This is a genomic window from Streptomyces sp. NPDC126503, assembly GCF_040302405.1.
Classification (GTDB): Bacteria; Actinomycetota; Actinomycetes; order Streptomycetales; family Streptomycetaceae; genus Streptomyces; species Streptomyces gulbargensis.
The window spans coordinates 42,637-62,705 of sequence record NZ_JBEORS010000014.1 but is presented as its reverse complement, the minus strand read 5'-3'; the positions used below and the strand labels follow the sequence as shown (position 1 = coordinate 62,705).

Annotated in this window: 17 protein-coding genes; 3 read left to right on the top strand and 14 right to left on the bottom strand. The window is 73.8% G+C overall.

Translation table 11 applies throughout. From position 1 onward, the window contains the following. Window positions 1–92 precede the first annotated feature (92 nt). From galK to ABTY40_RS19305, 7 genes are all read right to left on the bottom strand, one after another. The gene (galK, locus tag ABTY40_RS19335) at window positions 93–1,235 is read right to left on the bottom strand and encodes a galactokinase (protein WP_352060620.1); all 1,143 of its coding nucleotides are present in this window, start codon (window positions 1,233–1,235) and stop codon (window positions 93–95) included. Next, window positions 1,232–2,218 carry a UDP-glucose 4-epimerase GalE gene (gene galE / locus ABTY40_RS19330; RefSeq protein ID WP_352060619.1) on the bottom strand — a complete coding sequence of 329 codons (987 nt, stop codon included), beginning with the start codon at window positions 2,216–2,218 and terminating at the stop codon, window positions 1,232–1,234. Before galE ends, galK begins: the two co-directional genes overlap by 4 nt. Then, complete coding sequence (gene galT, locus ABTY40_RS19325) at window positions 2,215–3,258, bottom strand: galactose-1-phosphate uridylyltransferase (RefSeq protein WP_352060618.1); 1,044 nt, start codon at window positions 3,256–3,258, stop codon at window positions 2,215–2,217. The genes galE and galT overlap by 4 nt, the downstream gene beginning before the upstream one ends. Before the next feature lie 119 nt (window positions 3,259–3,377). Then, window positions 3,378–4,061: a response regulator transcription factor gene (locus ABTY40_RS19320; RefSeq protein ID WP_352060617.1), complete on the bottom strand. Its 684-nt coding sequence runs from the start codon at window positions 4,059–4,061 to the stop codon at window positions 3,378–3,380. A gap of 177 nt (window positions 4,062–4,238) precedes the next feature. Next, a complete protein-coding gene (locus ABTY40_RS19315; protein ID WP_352060616.1) occupies window positions 4,239–6,071 on the bottom strand; it encodes an outer membrane protein assembly factor BamB family protein in 1,833 nt (610 codons plus the stop codon). Between the two features lie 16 nt (window positions 6,072–6,087). Continuing rightward, entirely contained in the window at window positions 6,088–7,944 is a 1,857-nt protein-coding gene (locus ABTY40_RS19310) for an outer membrane protein assembly factor BamB family protein (protein WP_352060615.1), read from the bottom strand. Between the two features lie 112 nt (window positions 7,945–8,056). Further along, entirely contained in the window at window positions 8,057–9,862 is a 1,806-nt protein-coding gene (locus tag ABTY40_RS19305) for an ABC-F family ATP-binding cassette domain-containing protein (RefSeq protein WP_352060614.1), read from the bottom strand. A 137-nt stretch (window positions 9,863–9,999) separates the two neighbouring features. Here ABTY40_RS19305 and ABTY40_RS19300 point away from each other — a divergent pair, with 137 nt between their 5' ends. Next, the gene (locus tag ABTY40_RS19300) at window positions 10,000–10,611 is read left to right on the top strand and encodes a Uma2 family endonuclease (protein WP_352060701.1); all 612 of its coding nucleotides are present in this window, start codon (window positions 10,000–10,002) and stop codon (window positions 10,609–10,611) included. Here ABTY40_RS19300 and ABTY40_RS19295 read toward each other — a convergent pair. From ABTY40_RS19295 to rsmI, 7 genes are all read right to left on the bottom strand, one after another. After that, window positions 10,589–11,890 carry an acyltransferase family protein gene (locus ABTY40_RS19295; RefSeq protein WP_352060613.1) on the bottom strand — a complete coding sequence of 434 codons (1,302 nt, stop codon included), beginning with the start codon at window positions 11,888–11,890 and terminating at the stop codon, window positions 10,589–10,591. The genes ABTY40_RS19300 and ABTY40_RS19295 overlap by 23 nt on opposite strands. A gap of 102 nt (window positions 11,891–11,992) precedes the next feature. Next, window positions 11,993–12,904 (bottom strand): 4-(cytidine 5'-diphospho)-2-C-methyl-D-erythritol kinase, encoded by a 912-nt coding sequence (locus ABTY40_RS19290; RefSeq protein WP_352060612.1) that lies wholly within the window; start codon window positions 12,902–12,904, stop codon window positions 11,993–11,995. Next, window positions 12,901–13,773: a 16S rRNA (adenine(1518)-N(6)/adenine(1519)-N(6))-dimethyltransferase RsmA gene (gene rsmA / locus ABTY40_RS19285; protein WP_352060611.1), complete on the bottom strand. Its 873-nt coding sequence runs from the start codon at window positions 13,771–13,773 to the stop codon at window positions 12,901–12,903. Before rsmA ends, ABTY40_RS19290 begins: the two co-directional genes overlap by 4 nt. A 157-nt stretch (window positions 13,774–13,930) precedes the next feature. Beyond that, window positions 13,931–15,277 (bottom strand): resuscitation-promoting factor, encoded by a 1,347-nt coding sequence (locus ABTY40_RS19280; protein WP_352060610.1) that lies wholly within the window; start codon window positions 15,275–15,277, stop codon window positions 13,931–13,933. Between the two features lie 102 nt (window positions 15,278–15,379). Then, a complete protein-coding gene (locus ABTY40_RS19275; protein ID WP_352060609.1) occupies window positions 15,380–16,249 on the bottom strand; it encodes a TatD family hydrolase in 870 nt (289 codons plus the stop codon). A gap of 106 nt (window positions 16,250–16,355) precedes the next feature. Continuing rightward, window positions 16,356–16,817: a hypothetical protein gene (locus tag ABTY40_RS19270; protein WP_352060608.1), complete on the bottom strand. Its 462-nt coding sequence runs from the start codon at window positions 16,815–16,817 to the stop codon at window positions 16,356–16,358. Window positions 16,818–17,062: 245 nt separating this feature from the next. Next, window positions 17,063–17,917: a 16S rRNA (cytidine(1402)-2'-O)-methyltransferase gene (gene rsmI / locus ABTY40_RS19265; RefSeq protein WP_352060607.1), complete on the bottom strand. Its 855-nt coding sequence runs from the start codon at window positions 17,915–17,917 to the stop codon at window positions 17,063–17,065. Between the two features lie 52 nt (window positions 17,918–17,969). Here rsmI and ABTY40_RS19260 point away from each other — a divergent pair, with 52 nt between their 5' ends. Both ABTY40_RS19260 and ABTY40_RS19255 read left to right on the top strand, forming a co-directional pair. Beyond that, the gene (locus ABTY40_RS19260) at window positions 17,970–19,724 is read left to right on the top strand and encodes a dolichyl-phosphate-mannose--protein mannosyltransferase (RefSeq protein WP_352060606.1); all 1,755 of its coding nucleotides are present in this window, start codon (window positions 17,970–17,972) and stop codon (window positions 19,722–19,724) included. Window positions 19,725–19,778: 54 nt separating this feature from the next. Then, entirely contained in the window at window positions 19,779–19,982 is a 204-nt protein-coding gene (locus ABTY40_RS19255) for a hypothetical protein (protein ID WP_352060605.1), read from the top strand. Window positions 19,983–20,069: the final 87 nt, after the last annotated feature.

The window sequence follows — 20,069 nt, the reverse complement described above, 5'->3', positions numbered from 1 at the left end:
CCCACCGGTGCTGCCCAACAGAGTAGGGGCGGGGCGGCACGGTGGGGGCCGATTGGCGGAACTGTCCGAAGACGGTGGGCGGCGTGGCGCGTTCAGGCGAGGCGCCGCGCGCCCGCCGAGGGGGTGGCGGGGAAGACGCCGGGCGCGGTGTACCCGGCGCCGGCGAAGGCCTCCTCGACCGCGGTGGCGACCGCGTCCGCCCGCGCGCTCTCCACCAGGACGACCGCCGAGCCGCCGAAGCCGCCGCCGGTCATGCGGGCGCCGAGGGCCCCGGCCGTGTTCGCCGCCGTGACCACCAGGTCCAGTTCCGGGCAGGAGACCCGCAGGTCGTCGCGGAGGGAGGCGTGGCCCTCGGTGAGGACCGGGCCGACCTCCCGGGTCCTTCCGGCGTCCAAGAGCGCGATGGTCCGGGCCACCCGGTCGTTGTCGGAGACCACGTGCCGGACGTACCGCGCCGTCGTCCCCCCGCCCAGCCGGGCGAGCGCGTCCGGCAGGTGCGCGGCGCTCACCTCGCGCAGGGTCCGCACACCGAGCGCCCGCGCGCCCGCTTCGCAACCGGCGCGCCGCTCGGCGTACGCGCCGTCCCCGAGGGCGTGCTTGACCCGGGTGTCCACGACGAGCAGCGTGAGCCCCTCGCGGGCCGGGTCGAAGGGCACCTGACGGTACGAGAGGTCGCGGGTGTCGAGGTGGAGGGCGTGGCCCTCCTCGGCGCAGGCGGAGGCCATCTGGTCCATGACGCCGCAGGGCACGCCGACGAAGGCGTTCTCCGCGCGCTGGGCGATCCGGGCGAGTTCGGGCCGGGTGAGGCCGAGGCCGAAGAGGTCGTTCAGGGCGAGGGCGGTGACGACCTCCAGGGCGGCCGAGGAGGAGAGTCCGGCACCGGTGGGGACGGTGGAGGCGAGGTGGACGTCGGCGCCGGTGACCGGGTGCCCCGCCGCGCGCAGCGCCCAGACGACGCCCGCCGGGTAGGCGGCCCAGCCGCCGCCGGAGAGTGGTTCCAGGGTGGCGGTGTCCAGCTGGACGACTCCGCCGTCGGTGTCGGCGGAGTGCAGCCGGAGCACGCCGTCGTCGCGGCGGGAGACGGCCGCCACGGTGGTGTGCGGCAGGGCGAGCGGCAGGACGAAGCCGTCGTTGAAGTCGGTGTACTCGCCGATGAGGTTGACCCGGCCGGGGGCCGCCCAGATCCCCTCGGGCGCGGTGCCGTACAGCGCCTGGAAGCCGGTGGCGACGTTCATGTCCGGTCCTCCTCGTGGCGCGCGCGGGCGAAGTCCCAGGCGTCGGCGACGACGGCCGCCAGGTCGGTGCGGGTGGGCCGCCAGCCGAGGCGGTCGCGGGCGGTGTCGGCGGAGGCCACCAGGACCGCGGGGTCGCCGGGGCGGCGCGGGGCGGTGATCTCGGGGACGGGACGGCCGGTGACCTCGCGGACGGTCTCGACGACCTCGCGGACGGAGAAGCCGTTGCCGTTGCCCAGGTTGCAGATGAGGTGCTCGCCCGCCGTCATGGCGTCGAGGGCCAGCAGGTGGGCCTCGGCGAGGTCGGCGACGTGGATGTAGTCGCGGACGCAGGTGCCGTCGGGGGTCGGGTAGTCCTCGCCGTACACGGAGATCGCCTCGCGCCGGCCGAGGGCGACCTGGAGGACGAGCGGGATGAGGTGGGACTCGGGCTCGTGGCGCTCCCCGTGGGAGCCGTACGCCCCGGCGACGTTGAAGTAGCGCAGGGAAACGGCGGCGAGGCCGTGGGCGGCGCACTCCCCGCCGATCATGTGGTCCACGGCGAGCTTGGTCGCCCCGTAGGGGCTGGTGGGGGCGGTGGGGGCGGTCTCGGTGATCGGGACGGAGACCGGTTCGCCGTAGGTGGCGGCGGTGGAGGAGAAGACGAGGCGGCGCACCCCGGCCGCGCGCATCGCGGCGAGCAGCGCGATCGTGCCGCCGACGTTGTTCTCCCAGTACTTCTCCGGGTGGGCGACGGACTCGCCGACCTGCGAGGAGGCGGCGAAGTGGAGGACGGCGTCGTACGAGCCGTCGAGCAGGCGGGCGGCGTCCTGGACGCGGCCCTCCACGAACTCCGCGCCCTCGGGGACGGCCTCGGCGAAGCCGGTGGAGAGGTCGTCGAGGACGGTGACCGCGTGGCCCCGCTCCAGGAGGTGGGCGGCGACCACGCTGCCCACGTATCCGGCCCCTCCGGTCACCAGGTACTTCTTCCGCGCGATCGTCGTCATGCGCTCGCCACCTCCCGGAGTCGTCGGGCCGCGTCCTCGGGCCGCACGTCGTTCATGAAGGCGCCCATGCCGGACTCGGTGCCGGCGAGGAACTTCAGTTTGCCGGGGGCGCGCCGGACGGTGAACAGCTCCAGGTGGAGCCCGAAGTCCTCGCGGCGGGGGTCGCCGAAGGGGGCCTGGTGCCAGGCGGAGATGTAGGGGGTGGGCGGGTGGTCCGGGCCGAAGAGGCGGTCGAAGCGCCTGAGGAGTTCCAGGTAGACGGGGGCGAAGCCGGCGCGGGCGGCCTCGTCCAGGGCGAGCAGGTCGGGCACCCGGCGGCGGGGGTGGAGGTGGACCTCGTACGGCCAGTGGGCGGCGTAGGGCACGAAGGCGGTCCAGTGGTCGGTCTCCAGGACGATCCGCTCGCCGTCGGCGCGTTCGCGGGCGACGAGGTCGTCGAAGAGGTTGCGGCCGGTGGCGCGGCGGTGCTCGTCGACGCGGCGGCGGGTCGCCGCGGTGCGGGGGGCGACGAAGGGGAAGGCGTAGATCTGGCCGTGGGAGTGGGGCAGGGTGACGCCGATCTCCTGGCCCCGGTTCTCGAAGCAGTAGACCTGCTGGACGCCGGGGAGGGCGGAGAGGGCGGCGGTGCGGTCGGTCCAGGCGTCGAGGACGAGGCGGGCCCGCTCCTCGGTGAGGTCGGCGAAGGAGGCGGTGTGGTCGTCGGTGAAGCAGACGACCTCGCAGCGGCCGACGCCGCCGGAGAGGGAGGGGAAACGGTTCTCGAAGACGACGACCTCGTACGCCTCCTCGGGGATCTCGCTCTCGCGGCCGCCGACGGCGGGGCAGAGCGGGCAGGCGTCGGCCGGCGGGTGGTAGGTGCGGGCCTGCCGGTGGGAGGCGATGGTGACGGGGTCGCCGGTGAGCTCGTCGAGGCGGATCTCGGAGCGGGAGACCACGGCCGTCAGGGGGCGCGGGTCGGTGGCGGTGCGGACGGCGTCGTCACGTCCGTCGTAGTAGATCAGCTCACGCCCGTCGGCGAGCGTGGTGACGGTCTTCTTCACGGGAGGGCCTCCGCGGGATCGAACAGAACCACGCACAAGTAATCACAATCCAACATGGCCGTCAATGGTGGAGCCCGGGAGCACCCCCTGGGCGTCTCCCGGCGGTTCCGGCGGTCGTGTCAGAGAGCGTTCCGGGGTCCCGGCACCACCCGGTCGAGCAGCCCCGTGCGGGCCGCGAGGGCCGCGGCCTCCAGGCGCGAACCGACCCCCAGCTTCATCAGGACCCGCTGCACGTGCGTACGGGCCGTGCTGGGCGCGATGCCCATCCCCGCCGCGATCAGCCGGGTGTCCTCGCCCTCCGCGACCCGCACGAGGACCTCCACCTCACGCCGCGTCAGCAGCCGCAGCAGCCGCTGCCCCTCGTCGTCCGGCCGCGCCGACGGATGGAGCAGCTCCGCGAAGGCGCCCTGCAGCAGCTGCGGCGCGACCGCCGCCTCCCCCGCCCGTGCCTTCAGCAGCGCCCGCTCCACCCCTTCGATGCGCTCGTCGTGCCGCACGTAGCCCGCCGCCCCGGCCGCGAACGCCGCCGCGATGCCGCGCGGCGACGGCACGGGGCCCAGCACGACCACGGCCACCTGCGGCCGTTCCCTCCTGATCCGTACGACCGGTTCGAAGGCGCCCGGCGCGGCCGGCGCCGCCGTGCCGAGCAGGCACACCTCCGGCGCCCGGCCGATCACGAGGTCCACCGCCCCCGCCACCGGCGCGGCCGCCGCGAGCACCCGGTGCCCGCGCAGCTTCAGCGCCGAGGCGAGCGCCTCCGCGAGCAGACGGTGCTCGTCCACCACCACGAGGCGTACGCCCATCCGGCCTCCCCCTCCTCCGGGTCCGCCGCTCCCCGGCCACCCTGACCCGGCAAGCTACACGCTCCCCCGGTCCGCCAGACCCCAACCGCCGGCCGGGGCGCGGGGGACGGAAAGCGCGCGAGGGCTCCCCCGGAACGACCGGGGGAGCCCTCGGAAGGTGCGTTCGGGCGCGGGCCGTCAGCGCGGCACGGCGAAGGAGACGAGCAGGTACTTCTTGGTGGTGTCCGTCTCGCGGGTCTTGCTCACCAGGTTGGCGGAGATGAAGAACCGGCCGCCTTCGTACCGGAGTTCGGCACCCGTCAGGCTGAAGCTGGTCTCGGCGTCCCGGATCGAGCGGTCCGCCGGGTTCTCCAGGAGGAGCGTCTCCTTCATCGTGCCGCCGTTGATGGAGACGATCCGCCCGCCCTTGTCGTAGGGCGGCTCCTTGTACGCGATGAGGTCGCCGCCGTCCATGCGCAGCGGCACCAGCGTGTACCGGTCGCCGGCGTCGGCCTTCTCCGGGACCGTACGGCCCGTGGTCAGGTCGAAGGCGATGATCTCGTTGGTCTCGTCGCCGTACTCGCCGGTGCTGCCCTCGTGCTCCTCGGTCGGCACGTACAGCCGGCCGTTGCCGACGAGCACCTGCGAGCAGGCCTCGACCTTGGTGGAGCGGCAGCGGGCCGCGTACTGATCCGCGTCCGCGGTGATCTTCGCCTTCAGCTTGCCCGTCTTCTCGTCGAGGGAGAAGAAGTCGGAGATGCCGCTGCCGTCACCGGCGCTCTCGCCGACGTCCGCCGCGACGACCAGCGGCTTGGTGGAGACGACCGAGGCGTACTTGACGCCCGTGGGCATCTTGTACTGCGAGATGACCGCGCCCGACGTCGGGTTGACGTTCTGGATGGTCACCGACCCGTTGTCGTACGAGCCGCACTTACGGACCGCGACGAGGCCCTCGCCGCCGCCGTAGCCGAGGTCGTAGCAGTTCTGGTTGTTGGCCTGCGGCTTCCAGCGCGGGTTGCCGTTGGCGAGGTCGAAGGCGGCGCCGCCGTCGGAGCCGCCGGCCGCGACGGTCGGCCCGCTGAGGGTGACCTCGCTGAACCGGACCTTCGCGTCGCCGGCGGTGCCGCCGGTGACGGAGGTCGACCACACCAGCTTGCCGGTGTTCAGGTCGACCAGGCCGACCTCGGTGCACGGCTGGTAGTAGCGCGGCGGGACCCGCTTGGTGGCCTCGAACAGGATCGGGACCTTGTTGTCGGCGGTCTTGTGGCGGGAGGTGCCGCAGACCTGGCCGGTGAGGGGCAGGGTCCACAGGACCGAGCCCTTGTCCAGGTCGTAGGCCACGACCGAGTTGACGCCCGGCTTCACGAAGGCCTTGTCCGTGAGCCAGGACCCCGTGACGTCCGTGACGTCCGGGACCTTCGGCACCGGCACCGACCAGGCGAGCTTCGCCTGCGTGTCGGCGGGCGCCTTCTCCGTGCCGCCGCCACCGAGGCCGCCGTTCCCGCCCGTCGTGCCGTCCCCGCCGCCGGTGCCCTGCGGGGCGCCGGTCGTGCCCTTGGCGTCGGGCGCCGGGTCACCGCCCTCGGAGGAGGCGTACCAGATGCCCGCGCCGATGATGAGGACGACGGCCACCACCGCCGCGAGGACGATCTGCATCTGCGCCGACAGCTTCCCGCGCCCGGCCGCCGGGGCCACCGCCACGGTCGGCTGCTGCCCGTAGGCCTGCGGGTCGTGGCCCGGCTGCTGCCCGTAGGGCTGCTGGCCGTACCCCGGCTGCCCGTACGCCTGCTGGGGCGCGGTCGGGTAGCCGTACGGGGGCTGCTGCGGGGCACCGCCGTACGGGCCGGGCTGCTGCGGCGCCTGCGGAGGCTGCTGCGGGTAGCCGTAACCGGGCTCCGGCTGCTGCGGGTAGCCGTACCCCGGAGCCTGCGGCGGCTGCGGGGGCTGCTGCGGCGGGGGCGTCGGCGCGCCGAAGCCGCCCTGGTGCTGCGGATCCGGCGGCTGGTTCGGCGGCGGGGGTGGCTGCGTCATCGGTGCGTGTCCTTCACTACTTGCTGAACGCCATCATCGTCTTGACCTGCTTCTCGTCCTTGTCGTTCAACGCGGAGACGCGCCCGCTGGCCACCACGAAGGTGCCGCCGCCGTAGGCGTAGCCGGCGCTGTAGAAGCTGCCCTCGATCTCGGAGGTGGCGACCGGGTGCTGGAGCTGGATCTTCGGAGCACCGCCGGCCGGGGCGATGGTGGCGACGGCGCCGCCCGCGTCGTACCGCGGCTCGACGTAGACCAGGACCTCGCCGCCCTCCATGCGCAGCGGCGTCATGGTCTGCTCACCGGGCGCCTTGGAACGCCACACCGGCTTGCCGTTCTTCAGGTCGAAGGCGATGACCTCGTTGGGGACGCCGTAGGCGGTCTCGGTCGCCATGTAGAAGCGCTGGGCGTCGGCGGCGACACCGGTGCAGCCCTGGAGGTTACGGCCGAAGACGACGAAGCTGCCGCCGCAGGAGGGGGCGAACTTGTCCTTGCCGCCCTGGATCTGGGAGCGCAGCGAACCGTTGGGGTTCAGCGCGAAGACGGACCACTTCTTCTCCTCGCGCTGGGTGGCGGAGACCACCAGCGGGTCGACCGAATAGACCTTGTCGACCTCCCAGTTGGCCTGGAGCTTGAAGCTCCACTTGGGCTTGCCGGTGTTCGGGTCGACCTCGCTGACCGACTGGACCTTCTTGTTCACGTCGCCCGAGGGGCAGTCGTAGGCGCCGATGAGCTTGGCCGGGCCGCCCGCGTACGCGAAGGGCTTGCAGCCGCTCGTGGGCGAGGCGAACAGCTGGCGGCCGTCGGTCAGCGAGAAGCCGTAGGCGCTGCTGCTGCCCGACGCGGTCACCGTGTTGCCGCCGATGGCGAGGGTGTTGTCGGAGAAGGCGAAGAGGCCCTTGGGCTTGGGGACGGCCTTCTTCCAGCCGGCCTTGCCGGTCTTCAGGTCGATCTGCTGGAGCTGGGTGCACTTGGCGCCGTCCTTGGCGCTCTCCGCGTACCCGAAGACCATCAGCCCGTTGGCGGAGGGCTCCGCGGGGACCGCGCACAGCTCGAACGGCAGGTCGACGTGCCACTTGGGGCTGCCGTCCTTGAGGCTGTAACCGTCGACGCCCTTGTACATCGCCTTGACGACGGTGTCGCCGACGATCCACGGGCCGTGCACGTCGGCGCCGTTGCGGGGCAGGTCGACGTCGTTCTTCAGCAGCCAGTTGACCTTGGCCTCGCCGGGCTTGCGGTCGGCGTTGAGGTCGTCGCTCCCGCCGGTCCCGTCGCCGCTGCCGTCGCCCTGGTCGACCGACTCGCTCGGCTTCGGCTCGGCCGAGCCGGAGGCGGAACCGGAGGCCGTCGCGGTCGGCTGGGCGATCGGTTCCTTGTCGTCACCACCGCCGACCACGGCCCAGGTGGTCACCGCGGCGACCAGCACGGCACCCGCGGCGATCGCCGCGACCAGACCGGTCCTGCCCTTGAACGGGCCGCCACCGCCGGGGGTGCCGGGCGGCGGCGTCGGTCCGCCCGGGTGGCCCGGCTGCTGCGGATAGCCGTACGGGCCCGGCTGCTGACCGTACGGGCCGGGGGCCGGCTGCTGGCCGTAGGGGCCGGGGGCCGGCTGGCCGTACGGACCCGGCTGGGGCTGCTGCGGGTACCCGTAGGGGCCGGGCTGCGGCTGCTGCGGGTAGCCGTAACCGGGCTGCGGCTGCTGACCGTACGGTCCCGGGGCGGCGGGCGGCGGACCCGGCGGGGTCTGCGGCGGTACCGGCGGCATCTGCGGGGCCTGCGGCGGTACCGGCGGGACACCGGGGCCCTGGGGGCCCTGGTTCGGGTCCTGAGGAGCTCCGAAGCCCCCCGGCGGCTGGTTGCTGGGCGGCTGGGTCATCAGCGTTTCCCCCTTGACGTGAGCGGGTTGTCTTTCTACCACTCACGCGGTGGCGCAAAAGCGACCGGTCCGCCCCTTGTGCCCAAGGGAGGACCGGCCCGTGATGCCCTCGTTATGCGTCCTCGGCCAGTTCGAGCCAGCGCATCTCCAGTTCCTCGCGCTCCCCCGCGAGCGCGCGGAGTTCGGCGTCGAGCTTCGCCACCTGCTCGAAGTCGGTGGCGTTCTCCGCGATCCGCGCGTGCAGCTTGGCCTCCTTCTCGGAGACCTTGTCGAGCTGCCGCTCGACCTTCTGCAGCTCCTTCTTCGCGGCGCGCGCGTCGGCCGCCGACGGCCCCTGCTTCGCCGGGGCGGCGGGCGCGGCGGGCGCCGGGACGGCCGCCTCGATCATCCGCTGACGCCGCTCCAGGTACTCGTCGATGCCACGCGGCAGCATCCGCAGCGCCCGGTCGCCGAGCAGCGCGAAGGTGCGGTCCGTGGTCCGCTCCAGGAAGAACCGGTCGTGCGAGATCACGACCATCGAGCCGGGCCAGCCGTCGAGGAGGTCCTCCAGCTGGGTGAGGGTCTCGATGTCGAGGTCGTTGGTGGGCTCGTCGAGGAAGAGGACGTTCGGCTCGTCCATCAGCAGGCGCAGCAACTGGAGCCGGCGCCGCTCACCGCCGGACAGGTCACCGACCGGCGTCCACTGCTTCTCCTTGCCGAAGCCGAACTGCTCGCACAGCTGGCCGGCCGTCATCTCCCGGCCCTTGCCCAGGTCGACGCGGTCGCGGATCTGCTGCACGGCCTCCAGGACCCGCAGGGTCGCCGGGAGTTCGGTGACGTCCTGGGAGAGGTAGGCGAGGCGGACGGTCTTGCCGACGACGATCCGGCCCTGCGGCGGCTGCTTCTCGCCCTGGGTGGCGGCGGCCTCCGCGAGCGCCCGGAGGAGTGAGGTCTTCCCCGCGCCGTTGACGCCGACGAGGCCGACGCGGTCGCCGGGGCCGAGCTGCCAGGTGAGGTGCTGGAGCAGCGTCTTGGGCCCCGCCGTGACGGTCACGTCCTCCAGGTCGAAGACGGTCTTCCCCAGACGGGCGCCCGCGAACTTCATCAGCTCGCTGGTGTCGCGCGGCGGCGGCACGTCCTCGATGAGCGCGTTCGCGGCCTCGACGCGGAACCGGGGCTTGGAGGTACGGGCCGGGGCGCCGCGCCGCAGCCAGGCCAGCTCCTTGCGGACCAGGTTCTGCCGCTTGACCTCCTCCGTGGCGGCGATCCGCTCCCGCTCCGCCCGCGCGAAGACGTAGTCGGAGTAGCCGCCCTCGTACTCGTACACGTCACCGCGCTGCACGTCCCACATGCGGGTGCAGACCTGGTCGAGGAACCACCGGTCGTGGGTGACGCAGACGAGGGCCGAGCGCCGGTTCTGCAGGTGGCGGGCGAGCCAGGCGATGCCCTCCACGTCCAGGTGGTTGGTGGGCTCGTCGAGGACGAGCAGGTCCTGGTCCTCGATGAGCAGCTTGGCCAGCGCGATCCGGCGCCGCTCACCACCGGACAGCGGCCCGATGACCGTGTCCAGGCCCTTCTCGAAGCCCGGCAGGTCCAGGCCGCCGAACAGGCCGGTGAGCACGTCGCGGATCTTGGCGCTGCCGGCCCACTCGTGGTCGGCCATGACACCGATGACCTCGTGGCGGATGGTCGCCGCCGGGTCGAGCGAATCGTGCTGCGTGAGCACCCCGAGCCGGAGCCCGCCACTGTGGGTGATCCGGCCGGTGTCGGCGTCCTCCAGCTTGGCCAGCATCCGGATGAGGGTCGTCTTGCCGTCGCCGTTGCGTCCGACCACCCCGATCCGGTCCCCTTCGGAGACGCCGAGCGACACGCCGTCGAGCAGCGCACGGGTGCCGTACACCTTGCTGACGTTCTCGACATTGACCAGGTTGACGGCCACGTTGACTCCTGTAAGGGGTGATCGATCGGTGTCCAGGGTAGACCGTGGCGTGGGCGGTCACTCTTTGTGATGACGTGATCGACGGTCCGCCGTTACGGTGGACACCAGGCAGAAGAATCCCGCTCATGGGAGGAACCATGACCGCCGAGCCGACGACCAGGCCGAAGACCGAGGGCGGCGCGAAGCGATGGCCGCAGCCTCCGCAGGACGGTTGGACCGTGGACGACCTGCTCACCCTGCCCGACCTCCCGCCGCACACCGAGATGATCGACGGGAGCCTGGTTTTCGTGAGTCCGCAGCGCCGATTCCACAGCGCGATGATCTTCCTGCTCCGGTCGGGGCTCCGCGCGAGCGTGCCCCCGGATCTGAGGGTCGACAGTGAGATGGCCGTGGTCATCGACGCCCGCAACTGCCCGGAGCCGGACGTCCTGGTGGTCCGCAAGGACGCGGTCCGGAGCCGTACACAGACGTCCTACCCCGTCGCGGACGTCCTGCTGGCCGTCGAGGTCGTCTCACCCGACTCCGAGTCCCGGGACCGGGACACCAAGCCGCACAAGTACGCCGCCGCCGGCATCCAGCACTTCTGGCTCGTGGAGATGGAGGGCGAGGACGACCACGCGGTCGTACGGGTCTACGAGCGGGACCCCGTCACCAAGGCGTACACCTGCACCGGCGTCCATCGCGACCGGCTGAAGCTGTCCGTCCCGTTCGCCCTCGACATCGATCTCACCGCGATCGACGAGATGTAGGTCCCTCCACCAGCAGCCACCCCACGAGGGCCAGGGCCACCGCCGCCGGGGCCGAGACGTCCACGGCGATCAGGGTGGCGGTGTGGCCCTCCAGGAGACCGGCGAAGCCCGCCGCCGACAGGCCGAGGACGCCCAGCAGGGCGAGGGTGATGCCGAGCGCGGCCAGCGGACCCGACCCCCCGGTGCGGGCGGACGGGGCCGGGGTCTCGAAGCGGCGGAAGACCGCCACCAGCAGGGCCGTGAGCGCCACCGCCGCGAGCAGCCGGACCGGCAGCCAGGCCCACCAGGCGGCCGAGGCGGGGGCCGGCGGTTCCAGGCCGAGGGCGGACAGCGCGCCGTACACGCCGAGCATGGCCGTCAGATGCCACAGGAACGCGGTCATCGCGATCCCGTTCGCCGCGACGACCACCCGCCACACCCCCGCGCGGGCCGCGAGCCGGCTCCCCGGGCCCCGCAGCAGCTCGACGGCGCCGACCAGCCACAGACCGTGGCAGAGCAGCGCCAGCGTCGGCGGGGCCATGTTGGACACCTCCTCGCCGGGCATCCCCACCATCGACAGCGGATACGGGCCGAGCGCCACGAGCGCGGCGGCGCCCGCGAGCCCGGCGCCGGCGAGGAGGGCCGGGCGGCGGATCATGCCGTCGGCGCGCAGGAATCCCAGCTGGTGGACGGCCAGCCACACGAAGGCGAAGTTGAGGAACTCGACGTACGGCACCCCGGCCGCGAAGCGCAGCACGTCGACCGCGACCGCGCCGGCCACCAGCGCGGCACACGCCCCCGCGCCCCACCGCTCGTGCAGGCGCAGCAGCGGCGGGGTGAGGGCGACCATCGCCAGATAGATCCCGATGAACCAGAGCAGCTGCGGGACCAGCCGCAGCACCGCCCCGGCCGTCCCGCCGCCCCGGCCCGCCAGCTGGATCAGCAGCGCGGCGGTGCCCCACACGGCGACGAAGACCATCGTGGGCCGCAGCAGCCTCCGCAGCCGGGCGCGGAGGAAGTCGGCGTAGCCGGGCCGGGAGCGGTGGGCGAGGGCGTGCGCGAACCCTCCGACGAAGAAGAAGACGGGCATGACCTGCAGGGCCCAGGTGACGATCTGGAGGCCGGGGACGACGGCGAGGAGGTTGTCGATCCGCCCGTCGGGAGTGACGGCCGCCATCGTCCAGTGCCCGAGCACCACGACGGCGAGCGAGGCGACGCGCAGGAGGTCGACGTACCGGTCCCGGCCGGCCGGCGTGGCGGCGGCGAGCTCCCGCGCGCCCGTACGGTGGCTGCTTCCCATGCGGGTACGGTGCCGCCCGCCGGGCCGGCCGCGACAGGGCGCGGATACTCAGGACGGTACTCAGACGGGGTGAGGAGCGCGACGGGCCTGCCCGGGCCCCCGTCAGGCCGTCAGGACCGTCGCTCCCTGGGCCGGGGAGGTGGCCGGGCGGGCCGTGCGGCAGGTGCCCGAGGCGATCAGGGCGTCGGCCACGGTCCGCGCCGCGTCCGCGTCCTTCACCAGGAACGCGGTCGTCGGACCCGAGCCGGAGACGAGGGCCGCGAGGGCGCCCGCGCCGGTGCCGGCCTCCAGGGTCGCGGCGAGCGAGGGGCGCAGGGAGAGCGCCGCCGGCTGGAGGTCGTTGACGAGGGCCTCCGCGAGGGCGGTGGTGTCACCGGTCGCCAGGGCCTCCAGGAGGGCCGGGGAGGCGGCCGGCTCGGGGACGTCCACGCCCTCGGTGAGCCGGTCGAACTCGCCGTACACCGCCGGGGTGGAGAGCCCGCCGTCGGCGACGGCGAACACCCAGTGGAAGGGGCCGCCTACGGGCAGGCCGGTCAGCCGCTCGCCGCGTCCGACACCGAGGGCCGCCCCGCCGACCAGGCTGAACGGCACGTCCGAGCCGAGTTCGGCGCAGATCTCCAGGAGTTCGGCGCGCGGGGTGTCAAGGCCCCAGAGCGCGTCGCAGGCGAGGAGCGCGCCCGCGCCGTCGGCGCTGCCGCCCGCCATGCCGCCCGCGACGGGGATGTCCTTGGCGATGTGCAGGTGCACGGCGGGCTCGATCCCGTGCCGGGCGGCGAGGAGTTCGGCGGCCCGCGCCGCCAGGTTGGTGCGGTCGAGCGGCACCTTGTCGGCGTCGGGGCCCTCGCAGGTGATCGTCAGCGCGGCGGCGCGGGTGGCCGTCACTTCGTCGTACAGGGAGACGGCCAGGAAGACGTTGGCCAGGTCGTGGAAGCCGTCCGGGCGGGCGGCGCCGACCGCGAGCTGGACGTTGACCTTGGCCGGGACCCGTACGGTCACGCTCGTGGGCGCGCTCACGCCTTGGCCTCCGCGATCCGCGCGAACTCCTCCACCGTCAGCGCCTCGCCCCGCGCCTGCGGCGAGATCCCGGCCTTGACGAGGGCCTCCTCGGCGGCGGCCGGGGAGCCCGCCCAGCCGGCGAGGGCGGCCCGCAGGGTCTTGCGGCGCTGCGCGAAAGCGGCGTCGACGACCGCGAACACCTCCGCCTTGGAGGCGGTGGTGGCCACGGGCTCGGCGCGGCGGACGAGGGAGACGAGCCCGGAGTCCACGTTCGGCGCGGGCCAGAAGACGTTGCGGCCGATGGAACCGGCGCGCTTCACCTCGGCGTACCAGTTCGCCTTCACCGACGGCACGCCGTACACCTTGTTGCCGGGCCGGGCGGCGAGCCGGTCGGCGACCTCGGCCTGGACCATGACGAGGGTCCGCTCGATGGTCGGGAAGCGGTCGAGCATGTGGAGCAGGACCGGGACGGCCACGTTGTACGGCAGGTTGGCGACGAGCGCGGTCGGCGCCGGGCCCGGCAGCTCCTGCACGTGCATGGCGTCGGAGTGGACCAGCGCGAAGCGGTCCTTCCGCTCCGGCATGCGGGCGGCGATCGTGGCCGGCAGGGCGGCGGCGAGCACGTCGTCGATCTCGACGGCCGTCACCCGGTCGGCGGCCTCCAGGAGGGCCAGGGTGAGGGAGCCGAGGCCGGGGCCCACCTCCACGACGACGTCGTCGGGGCGGACCTCCGCCGTGCGGACGATCCGCCGGACGGTGTTGGCGTCGATGACGAAGTTCTGGCCGCGCTGCTTCGTGGGGCGCACGCCGAGGGCGGCGGCCAGTTCACGGATGTCGGCGGGGCCGAGGAGGGCGTCGGGGCCGTCGGGGCCGGTGGTGGTGCTCACCGGTACAGCCTACGGGGCACGGGTGCGCGCCTCCTACGGCTCACCGTCCGGGGCGGCCTGCCGGGCGGACCGGGCCGGGGGTTCCGCGAGCCGGGTCCGGCTTCCGGGGCGGGCCGGGGCGGGCCGGCCGGTACGGCGGGGCGCCGGGCCCGGGCGGTCAGCTGTGGAGGCGGCGCCCGCAGTGCGGCCAGGGGGCGGCGCCGCGCCGCACGTACAGCTTCTTCGCCCGGTACGTCTGCTCGGCGGCGGGCGCGTCCTGCGCGACGCCGTCGCCGCCGAGGGAGCGCCAGGTGGCGGGGTCGAACTGGTAGAGCCCGCCATAGGTGCCGGAGGGGTCGACGGCGTCCGGGCGTCCGCCGGACTCGCAGGCGGCGAGCGCGGCCCAGTTCAGGCCGTCGGCGCCCGCGACGGAAGGGGGCTGCGGCCGGGTGCCGACACGGACCTTGCGGCTGACGGGCGCGCGGACGATCTCCTCGCCGGTCCTGCGGGGCCGCTGGGCGACACCGTTGACGGACCTCAGGCTGTACGTGACGCGGCGGACGCCCTGGACGCCCTGGCGTTCGACGACCTCCGTACCGGCGAACAGTTCCGCGTCGCGGACGCGCTCGACGGCGTACGGGATCGCCTCCTCGCGGACCTGCCGGGAGCCGGTGACGCGGAGCACGGTGACCGTCTGGCCGTCGCGCGGGAAGCTGCCGGCCGGGACGGAGGTGGTGTCCTGGCCGGAGAGGGTGATCCCGGCCTCGGCGAGGGCCTCGCGGACGGTGGCGGCGTTGGTGCGGACGGTCCGCTCGCGTCCGTCGGCGAGGAAGGTGACCGCGCGTTCGGTGCGGACGTCGAGGGCGAGGCCCCGCCGGGAGATGGGGGCCGAGCGGGAGACGGAGAGGTGGGCGCCCTCGGCCCGGACGCCGAGCTGGCGCAGGGCCCCCTCGACGGTCCGCGCGGTGGTCCACACCTGGCGGCGGGTGCCGTCCAGGGTGAGGGTGACCGGGCGGCCGTAGCGGACGGCGATCTCGTCCCCGTCGGTGAGGGCGTGGCCGGGCGCGGGGGCGACGATGTCGTGGTCGCCCACGGTGACGCCTTCGTCGGCGAGGAGTTCGGAGACGTCGTCGGCGAAGGTGTGGAAGGTGCGCGGCACGCCGTCCACGGAGAGCCGCACCGCCTTGTCGTCGGCGACGAAGGCGCTGGTGCCACCGGCGAGGACGGCGACGACGAGCGCCTGCGGGACGAGCCGCCGCAGCCCCTCGCCGCCCGTCCCGCCGGCCTTCCGGCGCCGCGCGGCCCGGCGGGAACCGGCGCGGGTGCCCTGCTCCGGGACGACGGGCGGGACGGCGACCGCCGGGAGGGTCGGCGCGGCCGGGCGGGGGGCCAGGGGCGGTGGCGGGGGCGGTGGTGGAGCGGTCGGGAGGACCAGCGCGGCCTGCGTCGGCTGCTCGTGCAGGGGGAGGGCCGGCGCGCCGGCCCCGCGCCGTCCGGCCCGGTGACTGCCCTGGGAAGTGCTCACGAGGCCGGGACCCTAGCCCCCTCCGCCGGTCACCGCCCGGCAGGACGCGGACACGTACCGTAACTGTTATGGATCGGTGACGGGTCCCCCCGGGATCACGGCTCAGTAGTCGAAGGCGCGGGCGGTGTTCACGGCGACGGCCTCCGCGAGGTCGTTCTCCCCGATGCCCCGCACCCGCGCCATCGCCCGGACGGTGACCGGGATCAGGTACGGGGCGTTGGGCCGGCCCCGGAAGGGCGCGGGGGTGAGGAAGGGGGCGTCGGTCTCGACCAGGACCAGCTCCAGCGGGGCGACGGCGAGGGCGTCCCGCAGCGGCTGGGCGTTCTTGAAGGTCACGTTGCCGGCGAAGGACATGTAGTAGCCCTTGGCCGCGCAGATGCGGGCCATGTCGGCGTCCCCGGAGTAGCAGTGGAAGACGGTCCGCTCGGGGGCGCCCTCCTCGTCGAGGACGCGCAGCACGTCGGCGTGGGCCTCCCGGTCGTGGATGACCAGGGTCTTGCCGTGCCGCTTGGCGATCTCGATGTGGGCGCGGAAGGAACGCTCCTGCGCGGCCATGCCCTCGGGCCCGGTGCGGAAGAAGTCCAGACCGGTCTCGCCGACGCCCAGGACGTGCGGCAGGGCCGCGAGCCGGTCGATCTCGGCGAGCGCGTCGTCCAGGGCCGCGTCGCCGCCGGCCTCCCGCGCGCCCTGCCGGGACCAGCCGTCCGGGTCGCCGAGCACGATGCGCGGGGCCTCGTTGGGGTGGAGGGCGACGGCCGCGTGCACCCGGGGGTGGGCCGCGGCGGTCTCGGCGGCCCACTGCGAGCCCTTCACGTCGCAGCCGACCTGCACCACGGTCGTGACGCCGACGGCGGCGGCCTTCGTCAGGGCCTCCTCGACGGTCCCCGACTGCATGTCCAGATGGGTGTGCGAGTCCGCGACCTCCACGAGGAGCGGTTCGGGCAGCGGCGGCGGGGCGTCCTTGGCACTCATGGCCCCGATCGTACGAGGGCCGCGCGGCCGGGGTGGTGCCTGTCGCTCGTCCCGGGTACCGGCCGGCCGGCCGGGTGCTGCCCGTGCGGGGCGGTCGTCCCGGCGGCTAGTCGGCCCGGGTGCTGCCCGTCCGTGGTCCAGGGTGCTGCTTGTCCCGGTGGCGGAATGGGTGCAGCAGGTCGGCGAGGTGCCAGTGGTGCGGCACCGGGGGCCGCTCCGGGTGTTCCTCGGTCAGCTCCTGCCCGATCGGTCCCGCCGGCGAGACGGGCTTCGCCGGCCGCGCGCCCTGCTGGTGCCGCTCGGTGGCGGCGACCGTGTCGAGCACCGAGGAGACCTGCCCCGCGCGCATGATGCGGACGACGTGCCCGCCGCAGTTCATGCAGGTGGGGCTGGACAGCGGGGACGGCACCCGCTCTCCCCCTGCCTTGTAGACGACGAATTCCTGGCCGGCCGCGTCGACGTGGTGCTCGATGTCGTACGCCTGCTCCCAGCCGTATCCGCACCGCATGCAGGCGAAGGCGTACGCCTCGTGGGCGACGGATGTGCCGGTGCCGGTGGTCTCGGTCATGCCAGCTCCTCTCCACTGGGTCCAGTGGACGCCTTTTCGGGCCGGAGCGCATCAGCGGGGGGAGAACCATGGAATTCTCTTGGGCTTTCCCTTGCCGAAACGCTCTGCGAAGAGTCCCGGCGCCGGATTCGGCTTTGCCTTTCAGATTAACCCTTCACCCTTTTCCCGGCCCGACGGCTCGGGGGGAGGGAAAGGGGACGGGGACGCGGGCGCCCCCGTCCCGGGGCGGGGGCGCCCCGGGCTCCTCATCCCGCGTTCTTCGCCGCGACGACCGCGTCGAACACCTCGCGCTTGGGAATCCCCGCCTCCGCCGCCACCGCCGCGATGGCCTCCTTGCGGCGCTCCCCCGCCTCCTCGCGGACCCGCACCCGGCGGACCAGCTCCTCGGCGTCCAGCTCGGCCGGGCCCGGCTCCGGGGCGCCCTCGACGACGACGGTGATCTCGCCGCGTACGCCCTCCGCCGCCCAGGCCGCCAGCTCGCCCAGCGATCCGCGCTTGACCTCCTCGTACGTCTTGGTCAGCTCGCGGCACACCGCGGCCCTGCGCTCGGCGCCGAAGACCTCCGCCATGGCGGCGAGGGTGTCGTCGAGCCGGTGGGGGGCCTCGAAGTAGACGAGGGTCCGCCGCTCGCCGGCCACCTCGCGCAGCCGGCCGAGCCGCTCGCCCGCCTTCCTCGGCAGGAAGCCCTCGAAGCAGAAGCGGTCCACGGGCAGTCCGGAGAGGGCCAGCGCGGTGAGCACGGCGGACGGGCCGGGGACGGCCGTCACCTTGATGTCCTGCTCGACGGCGGCGGCGACGAGCCGGTAGCCGGGGTCGGAGACGGACGGCATGCCCGCGTCCGTCACCAGGAGCACCCGGGCCCCGCCGGCGAGCGCCTCCACCAGTTCCGGTGTACGGGCCGATTCGTTGCCCTCGAAGTAGGAGACGACCCGGCCCTTGGTGTGGACGCCGAGCGCGCGGGTCAGCCCGCGCAGCCGCCGGGTGTCCTCGGCGGCCACGATGTCCGCGTTCTCCAGCTCGGCGGCGAGGCGCGGCGGGGCGTCCGCGATGTCACCGATGGGGGTCCCTGCGAGTACCAGCGTTCCTGTCACACGGGTCATCCTCCCAGCCCGGACAGGCGACGCGCACAGAAGCGTTCCCTACGATGGCGCGGTGACGAGTACCGCACCCGAGGCCCTGGAGGGCCAGCACCCCATGGCACCGACCGTGGCAGAGCCCTCTTCCTGGCAGCAGAGGCTGCGGCGCTTCGGCTACCGCCCGCCCGCCACCGGCACGCTCGCCATCGGCCTGCGGGACCGGCTCGACCCGCCGTACGCCCGGCCCTCGGAGAAGCTGTGGCGGCTGTGCGGGATCGGCCCGGCCCTGGCGGAGCGGCTGTGGCGGCTCTCGGCCTGGGGCGGTCCGCTGCTGGTGGCGGCGATCGCCGGCGTGCTGCGGTTCTGGAACCTGGGCAAGCCGCACGCGGTGATATTCGACGAGACGTACTACGCCAAGGACGCCTGGGCCCTGATCAACCGGGGTTACGAGGGTGCCTGGCCGAAGGACGTCGACAAGAAGATCCTCGTCGACCCCGGGTCCGTACCGATTCCGACCGACCCCGGCTACGTCGTCCACCCGCCGATGGGCAAGTGGGTCATCGGCATCGGCGAGAAGATCTTCGGTTTCGAGCCCTTCGGCTGGCGCTTCATGGTGGCGCTGCTCGGCACCCTGTCGGTGCTGCTGATCTGCCGGATCGGCCGGCGCCTGTTCCGTTCGACGTTCCTGGGCTGCCTGGCGGGTCTGCTGCTCGCCGTCGACGGCCTGCACTTCGTCATGAGCCGGACCGCGCTCCTCGACCAGGTGCTGATGTTCTTCCTGGTCGCGGCCTTCGGCTGCCTGATCGTGGACCGGGACCGGGCGCGGCGGCGGCTCGCCGGGGCACTGCCCGAGGACGAGGAGGGGGTGCTGCGGCCGGACGCGGAGATCGCGGAGACACTGCGCCTGGGGTGGCGGCCGTGGCGGATCGCGGCCGGCGTGATGCTGGGCCTGGCCGCGGCGACGAAGTGGAACGGTCTGACGTTCCTGGCGGCGTTCGGCCTGATGACGGTCCTGTGGGACGTGGGCGGCCGGCGGACGGCCGGCGCGGTCCGCCCCTACGTGTCGATGCTCAAGCGGGACGCCGTCCCGGCGTTCGTGTCGACGGTGCCGGTCGCGCTCGCCACCTACCTGGCGACCTGGTCGGGCTGGCTGGCCTCCGACAAGGGCTACTTCCGCACGTGGGCGGCCGACCAGGACAAGCTGGACGGTGGCGGCTTCTGGAGCTGGCTGCCGGAGTGGCTGCGGAGCCTGTGGCACTACGAGTACGCGGTGTGGGACTTCCACGTGAAGCTGACCTCGCCGCACACGTACGAGTCGAACCCGTGGTCGTGGATCGTGCTCGGCCGGCCCGTCTCCTACTTCTACGAGTCCCCGGCCCCCGGCACCGCGGGCTGCCCGGCCACCGCCAAGGAGAAGTGCGCCCAGGAGATCCTGGCCCTCGGCACCCCGCTCCTGTGGTGGGCCGCCTGCTTCGCCCTCCTGTACGTCCTGTGGCGCTGGGCCTTCCGCCGGGACTGGCGCGCGGGCGCCATCGCCTGCGCGGTCGCGACCGGCTGGCTCCCCTGGCTCCACTACCAGGAGCGCACGATCTTCCTCTTCTACGCGGTCGTCTTCGTGCCGTTCCTGTGCCTGGCGGTGGCCATGCTCATCGGCGCGATCATCGGCCCCCGCGGCTCCTCCGAACGCCGCCGCACGATGGGCGTGGTGACGGCCGGCTGCCTGGTGCTGCTGATCGTCTGGAACTTCATCTACTTCTGGCCGATCTACACGGCGACGCCGATCCCGCTGGACGAGTGGCGGGCGCGGATGTGGCTGGACACGTGGGTGTAGGGGGATTCGTTCGGACGACTCCCGCTGGGCTGGATGGTCGGTGATGATGGCCTGGTGGCTCACCGCGTCAGCACTCTGATCTCGGCTCTCAGCGTTCTCCCCGCCGTGATGCTGCTCGTCGTCGCCGTGCGCGAGTACCGCTCCGGGGCCTCGGTTCTCTGGGTCGCCGCCGGAGCGGTGATCCTCGCCGCCACCCTGCACGCGCTCGTGCGGGACGTGCGGCGCCTGCGGGCGGAGGCGGGGGGCGCGGACCGGTGAGCGGGGGCGCGGGCGGTCGCTCCGGCGGGGCCACGGGCGGGTGACCGGCCACACCTGCGCCCCTGTGGCCGAAAAGGGCGGGTGAGG